This window comes from Pandoraea sp., from assembly GCF_041919235.1.
In the GTDB taxonomy this organism is placed as follows: domain Bacteria; phylum Pseudomonadota; class Gammaproteobacteria; order Burkholderiales; family Burkholderiaceae; genus Pandoraea.
Genome location: NZ_JAYRUC010000005.1, coordinates 155,967 through 170,911 on the forward strand (window position 1 = coordinate 155,967; position 14,945 = coordinate 170,911).

General features: G+C 61.7%; 15 protein-coding genes. 10 read left to right on the plus strand and 5 right to left on the minus strand.

All coding sequences use genetic code 11. The features are described from left to right. Positions 1-3: 3 nt before the first annotated feature. The 3 genes from ACE3UG_RS05640 (at position 4) to ACE3UG_RS05650 (ending at position 2,309) form a co-directional block, all read left to right on the plus strand. Positions 4-861, plus strand: a complete 858-nt coding sequence (locus ACE3UG_RS05640) for a DJ-1/PfpI family protein (protein ID WP_374620802.1) — start codon at positions 4-6, stop codon at positions 859-861. Between the two features lie 126 nt (positions 862-987). Further along, positions 988-1,452 (plus strand): DUF4440 domain-containing protein, encoded by a 465-nt coding sequence (locus ACE3UG_RS05645; protein WP_374620803.1) that lies wholly within the window; start codon positions 988-990, stop codon positions 1,450-1,452. A gap of 131 nt (positions 1,453-1,583) precedes the next feature. Beyond that, the gene (locus ACE3UG_RS05650; protein ID WP_374620806.1) at positions 1,584-2,309 is read left to right on the plus strand and encodes a DJ-1/PfpI family protein; all 726 of its coding nucleotides are present in this window, start codon (positions 1,584-1,586) and stop codon (positions 2,307-2,309) included. A gap of 87 nt (positions 2,310-2,396) precedes the next feature. Here the strand turns inward: ACE3UG_RS05650 and ACE3UG_RS05655 are convergent, their stop codons facing one another. After that, positions 2,397-3,344: a GlxA family transcriptional regulator gene (locus ACE3UG_RS05655; RefSeq protein ID WP_374620809.1), complete on the minus strand. Its 948-nt coding sequence runs from the start codon at positions 3,342-3,344 to the stop codon at positions 2,397-2,399. Between the two features lie 408 nt (positions 3,345-3,752). On the opposite strand from ACE3UG_RS05655, the gene ACE3UG_RS05660 reads away from it, so the two are divergent. After that, positions 3,753-5,348, plus strand: coding sequence for an MDR family MFS transporter (locus ACE3UG_RS05660; protein ID WP_374620811.1), 1,596 nt, complete (start codon positions 3,753-3,755; stop codon positions 5,346-5,348). A 4-nt stretch (positions 5,349-5,352) separates the two neighbouring features. Further along, on the plus strand, positions 5,353-6,000 hold the full coding sequence (locus tag ACE3UG_RS05665; protein WP_374620813.1) for a MarR family winged helix-turn-helix transcriptional regulator: 648 nt from the start codon (positions 5,353-5,355) through the stop codon (positions 5,998-6,000). A 102-nt stretch (positions 6,001-6,102) separates the two neighbouring features. Here ACE3UG_RS05665 and ACE3UG_RS05670 read toward each other — a convergent pair whose 3' ends face one another. Continuing rightward, complete coding sequence (locus tag ACE3UG_RS05670) at positions 6,103-7,374, minus strand: amino acid deaminase (RefSeq protein ID WP_374620815.1); 1,272 nt, start codon at positions 7,372-7,374, stop codon at positions 6,103-6,105. Positions 7,375-7,539: 165 nt separating this feature from the next. On the opposite strand from ACE3UG_RS05670, the gene ACE3UG_RS05675 reads away from it, so the two are divergent. From ACE3UG_RS05675 to ACE3UG_RS05695, 5 genes are all read left to right on the plus strand, one after another. Beyond that, a complete protein-coding gene (locus ACE3UG_RS05675) occupies positions 7,540-8,421 on the plus strand; it encodes a MurR/RpiR family transcriptional regulator (RefSeq protein WP_374620818.1) in 882 nt (293 codons plus the stop codon). Position 8,422: 1 nt separating this feature from the next. After that, positions 8,423-9,913, plus strand: coding sequence for an amidohydrolase family protein (locus ACE3UG_RS05680; protein ID WP_374620821.1), 1,491 nt, complete (start codon positions 8,423-8,425; stop codon positions 9,911-9,913). A 39-nt stretch (positions 9,914-9,952) separates the two neighbouring features. After that, positions 9,953-10,345, plus strand: a complete 393-nt coding sequence (locus ACE3UG_RS05685; RefSeq protein ID WP_374620823.1) for a RidA family protein — start codon at positions 9,953-9,955, stop codon at positions 10,343-10,345. A 253-nt stretch (positions 10,346-10,598) separates the two neighbouring features. After that, positions 10,599-10,922, plus strand: coding sequence for a hypothetical protein (locus tag ACE3UG_RS05690; RefSeq protein ID WP_374620826.1), 324 nt, complete (start codon positions 10,599-10,601; stop codon positions 10,920-10,922). Then, positions 10,919-11,440 (plus strand): hypothetical protein, encoded by a 522-nt coding sequence (locus ACE3UG_RS05695; RefSeq protein ID WP_374620829.1) that lies wholly within the window; start codon positions 10,919-10,921, stop codon positions 11,438-11,440. Before ACE3UG_RS05690 ends, ACE3UG_RS05695 begins: the two co-directional genes overlap by 4 nt. A 69-nt stretch (positions 11,441-11,509) precedes the next feature. Here ACE3UG_RS05695 and queF read toward each other — a convergent pair whose 3' ends face one another. The 3 genes from queF to ilvA form a co-directional block, all read right to left on the minus strand. Next, on the minus strand, positions 11,510-12,337 hold the full coding sequence (queF, locus tag ACE3UG_RS05700; protein WP_374620832.1) for an NADPH-dependent 7-cyano-7-deazaguanine reductase QueF: 828 nt from the start codon (positions 12,335-12,337) through the stop codon (positions 11,510-11,512). Next, entirely contained in the window at positions 12,324-13,256 is a 933-nt protein-coding gene (locus ACE3UG_RS05705) for a 5'-nucleotidase (RefSeq protein WP_374620834.1), read from the minus strand. The genes queF and ACE3UG_RS05705 overlap by 14 nt, the downstream gene beginning before the upstream one ends. A 74-nt stretch (positions 13,257-13,330) precedes the next feature. Then, on the minus strand, positions 13,331-14,860 hold the full coding sequence (ilvA, locus tag ACE3UG_RS05710; protein ID WP_374620837.1) for a threonine ammonia-lyase, biosynthetic: 1,530 nt from the start codon (positions 14,858-14,860) through the stop codon (positions 13,331-13,333). Positions 14,861-14,945: the final 85 nt, after the last annotated feature.

Consider the following 14,945-nt stretch of genomic DNA (forward strand, 5'->3'; position numbering starts at 1 on the left):
ATCTTGATCGATCATGTAAAAAATGACGATTCTGGCGAGCAACTCACCAGAGCAGGCCATTCACGTCGCGACGCTCTCAAGCTTGGAAGCGTCGCCGCTCTCGCCGCCGTCGTGGGCGGCGGAACTTTGCTTGGTCACGCCACTCCTGCATTTGCTCAGACCGGCAGTAAGGTGGGAGGCCTTGGTCAAAATGATCCGCTCAACATTTTGATCGTGACTTACGACGGAGGCACGCTTCTTGACTTCGCAGGACCCAGCGAGATTTTTCATCGGCTGCCGAATACTAACGTTCGCTACGCGAGTCTCAATGGCGGCGACGTGACCCTCGAATTCGGGGTCGTATACGGGAACACCGAAAAATTGGCCGATATTGAGAGAACGGACTTGATCTTGGTTCCCGGCGGATCTGACTTGTCCGCGCCGATGGGACCGGCTTATCAGGCCCAGATCCGTCGTCTTGCCGAGAGCGCCAACTATGTGACGTCGGTTTGCAATGGGTCGCTCGTGCTTGCTGCAACGGGGGTACTCAAGGGCAAGCGCAGCGGATGCCATTGGGCTTTTCTCAACAAGTTGTCTGAATATGGGGCCATCCCAGTTGCGGAACGCTTCGTGGAGGACGACAACGGACGATTCATGAGCGGAGGTGGAGTAACGGCCGGCATCGACTTCGCACTACGCGTCGCAGAAAAGCTGCGCGGTCGCAAGGCGGCTGAATTTACGCAACTCTTGATCGCCTATGATCCGGCGCCACCGTTCCATTCCGGTGATCCTAGCGACGCACCGCCAGAAATCCTTGCGATGGTTGACAAAAGACTACCCGGCGCATCGAAGGGCCTCGCCCTAATCCCCGGCATTCACTGAGATACACGGGCAACGTCGATGAGGATTTCGGCTGGTTGCGAAGAGGTCGCAGCCGACGTTGCCTGCACCATTTCGTCCAGCTAGGCGCGATCCCCTTTAATTCATACCTTGATAGAAAACCGAAAAATGCGACAGATTCGTCTTTTTGCTGCTGCCGTTGCAGTTTGCTTTTCCCCTTTCGTGTTTGCCATGCCGGCACTCGCGAATGGCCCGCAATCTCAAACCGAAGTGGCCATCAAGGCCGAGAATGCACGATGGGCGGAAGCCTTTCGGTTAGGGGACTACGAGGCAATAGGTCGCCTCTATACAAAAAATGGCACGCTGTTGCCGCCCGGGGGCGACAAAGTTAGAGGGGCGCGTGCGATCACCGAATACTTCGCCAAAGCCTATGCTGGCACCCAGCCAGGTTCAGTATCCTTTAGCAATTACGAGTTCTATGGCAACGACCGGACCGTGACCGAAGTCTCGGATGTGGAACTCCGTGATCATAGTGGAAAGCTCCAACTGCGCGCCAAACAAATTCTCATCTTCTTGAAGCAGGGCGGTGTCTGGAAGCTAAATCGCGATATGTGGAACAGTTATGCGCCATAAGAACATGAAGCCTATCGCCATGCCCCGGAAAGGTACTCCCAGATATTGAGAGTCAGACATTTGTCATCGCAGACACCATGCGCCCGACGCCTGATGCTTGACTACATTGATTCAATTATCGAAGTCATCAAATGATGGAAAATAATATACAGGCGATTTCTCAGGATACGCATTTGAGGATTGGTGGCCTGATCTTCCCGAATATGGATCAATGTGATTTTGCCGGCCCTTTTGAGGTGCTGTCGCGCATTCCCAACTCAACGTTCTACACGCTGTGGAAAGACAAACACGTTGTGCGGGATATGCGAGGCATGCAATTGATTCCCGACACGTCGCTCGACGAAGCACCTCAACTCGATGTGCTAATCGTTCCAGGAGGGTATGGTCAAGAAGAGGTCGGCGCCGACGAGGAGGTTCTAGCGTTTATTCGTGCGCAAGCCAAAAACGCCTTGTATGTGTACTCGGTGTGTACGGGTGCCCTTATCTGCGGCGCCGCTGGTTTGCTGCACGGCCGAAAGGCGACGACGCACTGGACAGCAATGGGCGTATTGCCGCTTTACGGCGCCATCCCCTGCGATGACCGTGTCGTCGTCCATGGCAATTACGTGAGCGCAGGAGGTGTTACATCGGGCATTGATGGCTCGCTCATTTTAGCCGCACTTCTTCGTGGAGATCAGTTGGCAAAAGAGCTACAACTCTACATGGCCTACGACCCGCAACCGCCTTTTGATTCGGGATCTCCTGCGAAGGCGTCTGCCGATGTTCTGGGCAACGTCCGTGCGCGTGCGCTGGGAATCACTGAACAACGCCTTGCCAGTGCTCGCAGATACGCGGAGCGAGTATTGGATTCCGCGTAACTATTCGGCTCGTTTGATACCCTCGACGTTTCTTGCCAACGCAGCTCACAAAGCGTCGCCGGTCAGAGCAGATCATCGATTGATTGATTATCGGTTGCCGAAGAATCGGCTTTCGCGCCGGATCGATTGCGGTGGATGTCCATGCAGTTTGACAAAAGCTCTACGCATTCGCTCCGGATCGGTGAATCCCACGGCAAGGGCAATCTGTTCGATCGGCTCGCTACCGTCTTGCAAGCGCAGTCGCGCTGCTTCAACTCGCAAGCGCTCAACTGCCTTGGCAGGCGTTTCACCAGTTTCTCGGCGAAACACTCTTCCGAATTGCCGCGGACTTAATCTTGCCGCCTCTGCGAGTCGCTCAACAGGCAGTGCTTCAGCCAAATGTTCCCTGGCAAAGTTCAGGGCGATGCGGATGCGATCCGAGTCCGGCTCCATTTGTGACATGGCGGAAAACTGAGATTGCCCTCCTGGCCGGCGATACGCCACAACCAAAAGCCTGGATACAGAGCGCGCAATTTCTGAGCCCATATCTGTTTCGATCATCGCCAGTGCCAGGTCTATTCCCGACGCGATGCCCGCCGATGTCCAAATACGACCGTCCGCGATATAGATACTGTCTCCTTCGACTCTGACGCGAGGGAAGCGTGACTGCAACTGAGCGATATATCGCCAGTGCGTTGTTGCTCTTCGATTGTCCAGCAAAGCCGTTTCCGCAAGCAAAAATGCGCCCGTACACACGCTTGCCACCCGCGCGGTTCGGTGGCCTAATTTCCTGGCAATAGCCACGTTTTCCGATGTCTGCATCGGCGCTATATCACCACCCACGAAAATGACGGTGTCAAATGTGCGCCGTCCGACAGGCTTCGTCTCGATCGGAAGCCCGGCATTGCTGAGAACCAACCCGCCCGCTCGTGAGATTACATGGAGATCGTAGGGGGTTTGGCCAGCGGCTGTAGCCACTTGGTTAAAGGTAGAAAGTGGCCCGGCGAGATCAAGCGCATCGTAGCCATGGCAAACGAAGAATCCAATTCGATGCATGATGACGTAATCAACCGGAAATTCTGGAAAGTCTCATTGTAAGGGAAAAGGCATATTCGGACATATGTCCGAAAATGAAAAAAAAAGGGATTTCAGGTCTAAATATGGGTGCCGACATAAATCTGATCCACTGGCGGTGCGGCTAAAAACTCGGACTGGTTTATGCTGCAATTCCAACTGGATAAAGTCGCGAAATTCTCCTGAATTCCGCGCTCAAGTCCGCTAGCCCAAAGCTCACCTCACAAAGCCAATAGGTAAGACCTAGCCACACCGGGCGGGGGGATGGCGTGCCAAATCGACGCCAATCCAGGCAAACCATCATCGTCTGATGCGCTTCGCCGTGACACCAACGCTCCCGCAGCCAACGTGCTAGAATCTTTGACTGATCAAACATTGATCCGTCCAAAAATGGCCCCCAGTCCCAACTCCCCGCATTCGGCGGGGCAGGTTTTGCCGTTCCGCCAGTCCATCGTGGCCATGCTCGGCCTGTGTTTCTGCACGATGATGGTGGCGCTCGACCAAACGGTCGTCGGTACCGCGCTGCCGACCATCGTCTCCGAACTCAAGGGCTTCGAGTTCTACGCGTGGGTCGCGACGTCGTATCTCCTCACCTCCGTCATCACCGTGCCGATCTTCGGACGGCTCGGTGACTTCTACGGCCGCAAACGCTTCGTTATTGCAGCCATCGTCGTCTTCACCGCCGCTTCCGTCCTGTGCGGCGCCGCCAACAGCATGCCCTTCCTCGTCATCGCACGCGCCCTGCAGGGCATCGGCGGCGGCATGCTCGTCGGAACCGCGTTCGCCTGTGTCCCCGAACTGTTTCCCGATGCCCACGTGCGCCTGCGCTGGCAAGTCATGCTCAGCTCCGCCTTCGGTATCGCCAATGCCATCGGGCCGTCGCTCGGCGGCTTCCTCACCGAAGCCTATGGCTGGCGCTCAGTCTTCTACGTCAACCTGCCAGTCGGGGTGCTCGGCCTCTGGTTTGTGGGCCGTCACCTGCCGCATATGCGCCCGGCCGAACACGGCAAGCCGAGTCTCGATTGGCTCGGCGCCGTCTTGATTACCGCCGCGCTCGGCAGCCTGCAGATGCTCGTCGAATGGCTACCCGCCGACGGCCTCTCGCGCGGCGTGCTGACGCTGCTCGTCGTGCTGGTTGTCTCCTCGTTTGCCCTTTACTGGTGGGAGAAGCGAACGTCGCACCCGATCCTGCCGTTCGAAATGTTCCGCGACAAAAGCCTGGCGCCGCTCTTCGTGCTGTCGGCCTTTGCAGGGTTTTCCATGTTCGCCGTGCTGTTCTACGCACCGCTCCTGCTTCAAGGCGGCTTCGGGCTCTCGCCGCGTGAAACCGGGCTGCTCATCACGCCGATGGTGGTGTGCATCACCGTGGGAAGCATCGTGAACGGACGCCTCATCACCCGGTTGCCCAACCCGAACGTCATGCTTTACGGCGGCTTCTTCCTGCTCGCGCTCGCTTGCGCTGGCGTGATCGTCACCCATCGCGGCACGCCGCACGCGCTCATCGCCACCTATATGCTGCTCGCCGGACTGGGCCTCGGTTTCGTGATGCCGAACCTCACCGTCTTCGCCCAGGAAGTGGCCGGGCGCGCCCACCTGGGCATCGCGACGGCGCTCATGCAGTCGCTGCGCATGATCGGCGGGATGCTGGGGACCGCTATCGTCGGCACGCTCGTGAACCACAGCTACACCGGCCGCGTGAAGGATGCCCTCGCCGCCAACGACGGCACACAATGGACCTCGCAACTCTCCGATCCGCAGATCCTCGTCAATCCGCAAGCGCAAGGCGAATTCCTGACGACGCTCGCACACCTCGGACAGAACGGCGCGCTGTTCATCGAATCGGCCCGCACGTCGCTTGTTGCGGCCATTCACACCGGCCAGATGGTCTCGCTCGCGGCCGCACTCGCCGGGCTGTGGTTCGTCAGACGCGTGCCGCTCATTCGCCTGACGCGCGGCGCCAAGCCGCAGCCGCCCGCCGCGGAGTAATGCGATGCCCACGCCTCAGAAACGCAACGTCATTCAGCAACTCAGCCTGACGTATCGGGCGATGATGCTCGCATTCGACGCCCAGGTCGGACACCCGCTGCCGCGCTGGCGCATCATTCTCGCGCTCGCCGAGCGCGGCACCTGCTCGCAGAAGTTTCTCGCGGAGCATTGCCGCCTCGACCCGGCGTCGCTCACGCGTCAGTTGCAGTCGATGGAAGCCCTCGGCTGGCTCTCGCGCGCAACCGATCCGCACGACAACCGACTTACGAACGTCACGCTCTCCTCCGCAGGCCAGGCCGTGTACGAAGAGGCAACACCACGACGCCAGGCGTTTTTCGACGACGCCCTCGAAGGCATGACCCCCGCCGAAATCGAAACGCTCGAGAGTGCGCTCGGCCATCTGGAGGCGCAGTTCAAGTCGGTGGTGTCGCGAGTGAAAGCGTCCGACACGGGCGCGAAGGCCAACGCCGACCCGAAGCGTCGCTCGCCCGCCGGCTCGACACTGCCCGCGCCTATGCCGCCTATGCCGCCTATGCCGCCGATGCCGCCGATGCCGCCTATGCCGCCTATGCCGCCGGAGCAAACCGAGCGGACAGAGTCGACAGAGCCGACCGTCGCGCCGCGCAAACGCGTGTCGCGAAGTCAGGTCTAGGCCCCTCGCCATCGATCGACCCCACGAAACGCGAAGCCGCCCATCGGGCGGCTTCTTCGTTAAGGCTGAGAGGGGGCGCTGCGTCGCGTTCGCGACGGGCGATCAGAAGAATGTCTGGACAATGTCGACGACGTTGTAATCGGCGTCGACGACCGGCAAATGCCGCCATTTGTCGAATGTGAGGCAGGGATGCGAGATGTCGAACGCGATCATGTCGCCCACGCGAATGTCGTCGCCCGCCGCGATGCGCAGATACGCGTGCTGATCCATCATGCCGGTGATTTCCCAATGCGCGGGCGTCGCTTTCGGGGGCTGACGCTCGCCCGGACGGAACTGCTGCGCAGGTTCGGGCATGCCGGCGTCGAACGCCGCATCGCGTTTGCCCAGCGCAATGATGGCGCGCTCCGGCTCGGGAATCGATTGCACATACGCCCAGAGCTGCAGCGCCGGCTGCAACTGCGAGCGCATCTGCTTCGCGATCGGGTTGCGCGTCGCAATCTGCGCCTGCGCAGCCTTGTAGATGCCCACGTCGTGCGTGAGATAGCAGCCCGGGCGCAAAACAACATCGAGCGGGGCGCCCACGTCCTTGTGCGCAAACTCCTCTGCCACTACGTCGTACCACGCCGAACCCGCGCCCGAGAGCACTGCCGGGCTGCGCTCGATGCGCCCGGCCGCGACCAGCTCACGCGTGACGCCCACCGCGCGCTGCAAGAACGCACGAATGTCCGCCTCGACACTCAGCACCCCCTCGTACACTTCCACGCCCGCGAGCTTGACTGCGTCGGGGTACTGCGCAAGGGCGTCGAGCACGGCTTGCTGCTGAGCGGCGTCGCGCACACCTGTGCGTCCCCCGCTCACGCCCAGCTCGATGAGCACCTGAATCGACTGGCCGCGCGCCCGGAAGTACCTGCCCAGATGCGTCACCGCATCGGCTGAGTCCACCAGACAGAAGAATTCGAAATCGGGATCGCTCAGTAAATCGGCAATCATCGCCATGTTGCGCTTGCCCACGAGTTGATTCGCCATGAGCACGCGTCGCACCCCGTGCAGGTACGCGGCGTGGGTCTGCTGCGCCGTGGCAAGTGTAATGCCCCAGGCACCGCCGTCGAGCTGACGTCGAAATAGCTTCGGCGCCATCGTGGTCTTGCCGTGCGGAGCGAGCTTCACGCCGTACTCGTGCACGAATCGCTGCATCCACGCGAGATTGTGACGAAGCTTGTCCTCGTAAAGCACCGCCGTCGGCAAACTCAGATCCTCGTCGAGCAGATTCCACCGCAATCCGGCCGTCTCGCTCGGCGCAAGCGGGGCGCTCAAGGTCCCCAGGCCCTTGTTGAGAATATCGATCATGCCGTGCTGATAGTTTGTATCATTCATTGAAAAATCTCCACGTGACGATGCCCCGACGCTCGCCGGATGGCTCTTATAATAGCTTCTAATTAACGGGGATCGATAAATTTGTTATAAAGTAACAAAATCCAGATCCAACCCTCAGGCGAGCATCCCGGCGCACACCCGCTGGGGGCCGAACCGACCCGACATATGGCCGAAACTTTCGATATCGTGACGCGCGTTGCCGAGCGCAGCGACGCCCTCAGTCAGGCGGAACGCAAAGTCGCGCAGGTGGTGCTCGACGATGTGGCGGGCGCGGCGGCGGCGTCGATCAACGTGCTGGCAGAACGCGCGGGCGTCAGCGAGGCGAGTGTGACGCGTTTCGCCAAGGCGATGGGCTGTCGCGACGTGCGCGATCTCAAGTTGCGTCTGGCGCAGGCCGCTGTCGTCGGTCAGCGTTTTTTCGGCGCGAATGCGGTCAACGGGCAGGACGGCCCGACCGAGACCATCGACCGGATTGCCGACGATATTCAGACCACGTTGCAGGTGCATCGTGGACTCATCAAGCCGGAGGCGGTGCGGCGTGCAGCGGCGCGACTGCTGTCGGCCCGCATGGTGTACGCGTTCGGCATGGGCGGCGGCTCGTCGCTCATGGCCGACGAAGCGCGTTATCGGCTCGTACGTCTGGGGCGACCGGTCGCGAGCTATCAGGACGCTGTGCTGGCTCGCATGGTGGCCGCCACGCTCGGGCGTGACGACGTGGTGCTTGCCTTCTCGGTGAGCGGCCATACGCCGGAGATGGTCGGCGCGTGCGAGATTGCACGCGAGTATGGCGCGCAGGTGGTGGCGATCACGGCAACCGGTTCGCCGCTGGCGGCGTTGGCCGATGAGCTGCTGCCGATCCGTGCGCTGGAAACGGACTTTATTTTCAAACCGTCGTCGTCGCGCTACGCAATGCTGCTGGCGATGGACGTACTGGCCACGGAACTGGCATTGCTCGCCACGCCGCAGAGCCAGACGCTGTTGCGGCGAATCAAATACGTGCTCGACACGCATCGGGGCGGCGGCGATCGTCAGCCTCTGGGAGATTGATATGACGGACTGCCTTGCAAACCGGACGGTCGACACCCTCATTACCAACGTTCGTCTGGCGGACGGCTCCGGCGCGCCAATGACCGACGAGCGCGTCGACGTCGCCTTGCGCGACGGCCGTATCCACACGATTGCGCCGGCCGGTGCGCTGTCGGGCTGGCAAGCCCAGCAGCAGATTCAAGGGGGCGGCAACGTGCTCAGCCCAGGGTTCATCGACGTGCATACCCACGACGACACGAACGTCGTACGCACACCGGAAATGACGCCGAAGCTCTCGCAGGGCGTGACGACGGTCGTCGTCGGCAACTGTGGCATCAGCGCATCGCCGGTGGCGCTCAAGGGCGACCCGCCCGACCCGATGAACCTGCTGGGGGACGCCGACGCGTTCCAGTACCCGACGTTCGCCGCTTACGTCGAAGCGCTCGAGAAGGCGCAGCCGGCGATCAACGTGGCGGCGCTCATCGGTCACACGGCGCTGCGCAGCAATCATATGGACCGGCTCGACCGAGCCGCAACCGATGCCGAGATCGAGGCCATGCGCACGCAATTGCGTGAAGCGCTCGCCCATGGCGCGTTGGGATTGTCGACCGGGCTCGCCTACGCAAACGCAAATGCAGCGCCGACCGAGGAGGTGATGGCGCTGGCCGAGCCGCTCGCCGAGGCGGGAGGTCTCTATGCGACGCACCTGCGTACGGAATTCGCCGAAATTCTCGCCGCGCTCGACGAGGCGTTCCGCATTGGCCGTCATGCCCGCGTGCCGGTCGTCGTTTCGCATCTGAAGTGTGCGGGTGTCGACAACTGGGGCCGCAGCACCGAGATTCTCGACGCACTCGACACGGCGCAACGCTTCCAGCCCGTCGGTTGCGACTGCTATCCCTACACCGCCAGCTCGTCGACGCTCGACCTCAAGCAAGTGACGGACGACTTCGACATTCTCGTGACGTGGTCGCAACCGCATCCGGCGCAGGGCGGCAAGTTGCTCGCCACGATCGCTGCCGAGTGGGGCGTCGACCTGATTGAAGCGGCAACGCGTCTGCAACCGGCGGGCGCCGTGTATCACTGCATGGAGGAAGACGACGTGCGACGCATCCTGCGGCACCCGGCGACGGTCGTGGGATCGGACGGACTGCCGAACGATCCGTTGCCGCATCCGCGCCTGTGGGGCGCGTTCCCGCGCGTGCTCGGCCGTTACAGCCGTGAGCAGCAACTCTTCCCGCTGGCCGAGGCCGTCCACAAGATGACGGGCCTCTCCGCAGAACGCTTCGGTCTGACGGACCGTGGCTTGGTGCGCGAAGGTTACTGGGCCGATCTGGTGCTGTTCGATCCGGCGACCGTGGCCGATGCCGCCACCTTTACCGATCCCATGCAGCCTGCCTATGGCATCGCGGCCGTGTGGGTCAACGGCGTGTTGTCGTGGCGCGATCGCGCGCCTACGCATAACGCGCGTGCAGGCCGCTTTGTGCGTCGTGGCACGCCGCAGCCGATTTTCTGAGTATGTGTTGATGACGCTGTTGCGTCGAAAGGAGTGAAGATGAGTATCAAACGATATGGTGTGGAGGGCGGGCAGGGCACAGGGGGCCAGCGCATGCCATTTGCACGCGCCACGCAAGCCGATGGCTTTCTGTTCGTCTCGGGGCAGACCCCGATGAAGGACGGCGAGGTGATCGATGGGGGGATCGTCGCCCAGTCGCATCAGGCGATCAGGAACATGCTGGCAATCCTCGCCGAAGCGGGTTACGGCACCGAGCATGTGATGCGATGCGGTGTGTGGCTCGACGATCCGCGCGATTTTGCGTCGTTCAACAAGGTGTTCAAGGAGTATTTCAGCGAGCATCCGCCCGCGCGCGCTTGCGTGGTGTCGAGCATGGTGATCGATTGCAAGGTGGAAGTGGACTGCGTGGCCTACAAGAAGCCGGCAGCCTGAGTTTTCGCAATGACGGATACTTCGGTACCCGTTTCGCAAAGTTTGCGGTTTGGCTTCGATGGCGGGCGGTTTTCGGTGGGCGCAGTCTTCAGTCTCTTAATCAGTGAGGAGACGGATTGTGAGACATGGAGCAATTTCCGGTGGACTTCAGCCAGTCACGTCGTTGCACACGCCGGTGGAGTGCGCCGACGAGCATCGCGTCACGATCGATTTCCCGTTGACACCCGACGATGTTCGCTTGCGGTCTCGGACGATGAGCCGACTCAGTTCGACGGGTTGTGCATCCGGGCTCGCGGGACTGGCGTTCACGATACTGGGTGTGGCGGGGATGGCGACGGCAGGGTACATCTGTCTGGAGGCCGATTCGGAGGTCGACAAATCGATCGTCGCGCACGATCGCAGGTGGCTGGGCTATGGCTTCGGCGGCGGGATGGCCATGTTGTCGAGCATGGCCGTGACGTTTGGTCTCAGTCAGGTCTGCCTGGCCATTCGCCGGCGCCGCGACGCCGCGCAGGAGATGAACTCGCTGAGCGGGCGGGCGCGATTCGCGTCAGCTTCCGCGGGAGGGCGTTCGTGACGACGTTTGAGATGCCCAAAGACAAGATGCCGTCGTCACAGCATATCGCCAACGAGATCGACGTGGCGCTGGCGATGGTGCGCGACGCCGACAAGCAACGCGAGGCGATGGACATGCCGTGTCCCGGATCGTGGGACGCGATGCAGTGCGACGCCGCGTATCGTTGTGGCTACGGCGCTTTCGAACGCGGCGACTACGTGCAGGCGATCGAGTGCTTCGCGCCTTTGTTGTCTGCGTGTCCGCATGAAGCGGACTACGCAGTGGCGCTGGCGCTCTCGGTGCAGCGCCACGGGGAACCGAAGGCGGCGCTGCCGCTATTCATGGCTGCGGCGTTGATGGACGAGGAAGCTCCCGGTCCCATGTATCGCGTTGGCGAGTGCCTGATCGAGTTGCAGCATTTCGAGGCGGCTTATCGCGCCATGAAGGAGACGTTGCATCGTTGCGCGGGGCAGCCCAAGTACACGGACGTGAGAAATGCGGCGCGCAAATTGATGGCCAAGGTCAGCTTGTTGAGCTGACCGAGGCTCGGGGGCGATCGGGATGGCGACGGGGCTGCAATCCGTCGCCATTTTTATGTACTGGCGGTCTTACTGACGCGCGGTGCGGGCGTTGTCCGGCATCGGCAACGTGAAGTTGGTGCGGAACGGGTTGATGTCGAGTCCGCCGCGCCGTGTGTAACGGGCGTAGACGGCCAACTGGCTCGGTTTGCACTGGCGCAGGATGTCCATGAAGATGCCTTCCACGCATTGCTCGTGAAAGCCGGTGTGACGCCGGTACGAAATCACATACTTGAGCAACCCCTCCTGATCGATCGGCGGGCCGACGTAGCGAATCTGCAGGCTGCCCCAGTCGGGTTGTCCGGTCACCGGGCAATTGGATTTGAGCAGGTTCGAGACCAGCGTTTCGTCCACATGCGGTTCGTCGTGCGCGGCCTTGAGCAGCGTTGCATCGGGCGCATAGATGTCGGTCTCGACGTCGAGACGGTCGACGAGCAGGCCGCCGAGTTCGTCGAGTTCCAGCTTGCCGAAGCCGCCGGGTTCGACCAGACGAACCTGCACCGGCGCGCGCGCCGCTTCGGATAGATCTTGTTGAATCAGCGCGCGTGCGGCGTCGGCGTTGGCCAGCTTCGTTTGGGCGAACGAGCCGAGATACAGCTTAAAAGACTTCGATTCGATGATGTTCGGCGAGTCGGCCGGCACCATGGCGGTGAGCAGTGCGATCTGCGGTTTGCCCTTTTCGTTGAGCCACGAGAGTTCGTAGCCGTTCCAGATATCCGCGCCGAAGAACGGCAGGGTGTCGGGCACGCCAATGGCCGCGCGCGCGGGGGCACGGGCGATCGGGAAGAGCAGGGACGGGTCGTACTGCTCGGTGTAGGCAACTTCCTTGCCGAGTGGGGATTGGTCAGGCGTTGTCATGGTTTGCAATGCCACTGGGCACGTGTCCGGTCGGGGTGACCCGCGCGGCGGACACGCAGTGGCGTGTTTGATCGTCGAAGAAGAAATCGGGCTCGAATTCGCGCAGGAATGCGCCTTTGTCGAGCCCGCCCAGGAACATCGCCTCGTCGATGTCGATTTTCCAGTCCATCAGCGTGCGAATGGCCCGCTCGTGCGCCGGGGCCGAGCGCGCCGTCACCAGCGCGGTACGAATTTTGACAGGGACTTCGTGACCGGCCAGCGTTTGCAGGCGGTGGAGGGCCTGCAGCAGCGGCTTGAACGGGCCCGGCGGCAATGGTGTCGCGGCCCGTTCGATCTCGTGTTGCTGGAAGGCGTCGAGGCCGTTGCGCTGGAAGATCCGTTCGGCTTCGTCGGAGAAGAGCACCGCGTCGCCGTCGAAGGCGATGCGGATTTCATCGGGATGCAGTTCCGCTTTCTTGGCCGACTCGGGATAGACGCGCGCCGCCGGAAAGCCTGCCGTCAGCGCGCCGCGCACGTCGCGCTCGTTGGCGGAGAGGAACAGGTGCGCGCCCAGTGCGTTGAGGTAGCCGAACGGGTCGCGCCCACGCGTGAACACACCCCGTTCGATCTTGAGCTCGACCTGGCGTGCCGAACGGAATACGCGCATGCCGCTCACGGGATCGTTGCGCGAGAGGACGACGACTTCCACGCGATGCTTGTCGATCCCGTTGCCCTGGTTGAAGGCGAGGAGCTTCTGCACGAGTGGGAACGCGACGCCGACGCGCGCGGGCAGGTCCAGGCGGTCGAGCTGATAGCGCATGTACGACTGGTCGTCACCGCCCGCCACGCCGGCCTCGTACACGCGATTCTCTTCTTCGAAGTCGAACAGCGCGCGCGAGGATATCGCGACAACGAGCTTGTTCTCGAGCGTGATCGGCATGGTGGCAGCGAAGTCCTGTCGTGACGGGGTGAGTGAGGGTAGCAACGGTAGCGACGGTAGCGTCAGCGGGCGACTTACGCGAGGAACAGCTTGTAGACCGGGTTGTCGCTTTCGTCCCAGTAAGGATAGCCGAGCGTGGCGAGGAAGTCGCGGAACGCGGCTTTCTCGTTGTCCGGCACTTGAATCCCCACCAGGATATTGCTGTAGTCGGCCCCCTGATTCCGGTAATGGAACAGGCTGATGTTCCAGTTCGGACTCATGGCCGAGAGGAATTTCATCAGTGCGCCCGGGCGCTCGGGGAACTCGAAGCGATACAGCACTTCATGGCAGGCGAGGGCGGAGCGGCCGCCGACCATGTAGCGAATGTGCTGTTTGGAGAGTTCGTCGTTGGACAGATCGAGCGTGGGGAAGCCGTGCCGCTCGAAGCCGGCCTTGATGCGCTCGCCCTCGTCGCGGTTGTGCATCTGGATGCCCACGAAGATGTGCGCGCTCGACGCTTCGCTGATTCGGTAGTTGAACTCGGTCACGTTGCGGCTGCCGACCACTTCGGTAAAGCGCTTGAAGCTGCCCCGCGCTTCGGGAATGGTGACGGCGAACACGGCTTCGCGCGCTTCACCGACTTCGGCGCGCTCGGCCACGAAGCGCAGGCGGTCGAAGTTCATGTTCGCACCCGAGGTGATCGCCACGAGCGTCTCGCCTTTGAGCTTTTCGCGCTCGGTGTAGAGTTTTGCGCCGGCCACGGACAACGCGCCGGACGGCTCAAGCACGCTGCGCGTGTCCTGGAAGACGTCTTTGATGGCGGCGCAGAGTTGGTCGGTGTCCACGCGGATGACTTCGTCGAGATAGGCTTCGCACAGTCGGAAGGTCTCGGCGCCCACGTATTTCACGGCGGTACCATCGGCGAAGAGACCCACGTCGTGCAACTGAACGCGCTCGCCCGCGTGGATCGATTGCGCCATGGCATCGGAGTCGACCGATTGCACGCCGATGATCTTGATCTCCGGGCGCACGGCTTTGACGTAGGCGGCAACGCCAGCCGCCAGACCGCCACCCCCGATGGGGACGAAGATGGCATGCAGCGGCCCCTGGTGCTGGCGCAGGACTTCCATGGCGATGGTGCCTTGACCGGCGATGACGTCGGGATCGTCGAACGGGGGCACGAAGGTCAGGCCACGTTCTAGTTGCAGCGTCATGGCATGGGCGTAGGCGTCGCTGTAGGAGTCGCCCGCGAGGACGACTTCGACGGCGCGGCCGCCATGGGTTTTCACGGCGTCGATTTTCACCTGCGGGGTGGTGACGGGCATGACGATGACGGCCTTGCAGCCCAGGCGCGCGGCGGAGAACGCCACGCCCTGGGCATGATTGCCGGCGGACGCGGTCAGCACGCCGCGCTCGCGTTCGACTTCGCTCAGGTTGGCCATCTTGTTGTATGCCCCCCGAATCTTGAAGGAGAACACCGTCTGGTTGTCTTCGCGCTTCAGGTAAATTCGATTGTGCAGCCGCATGGAAAGCGTGCGTGCCAATTCGAGTTCGCTTTCTTTGGCGACGTCGTAGACTTTGGCGGTCAAAATCTTCTTCAGATAGTCGGGCGCTGCATCGGACATGATTTAAGGCTTCTTCAGGTTAGATACATCAGGGAACAAAAGGACAATGATAGACCAGCACGTTCGCCGGGGCGGTCGCGCTGGG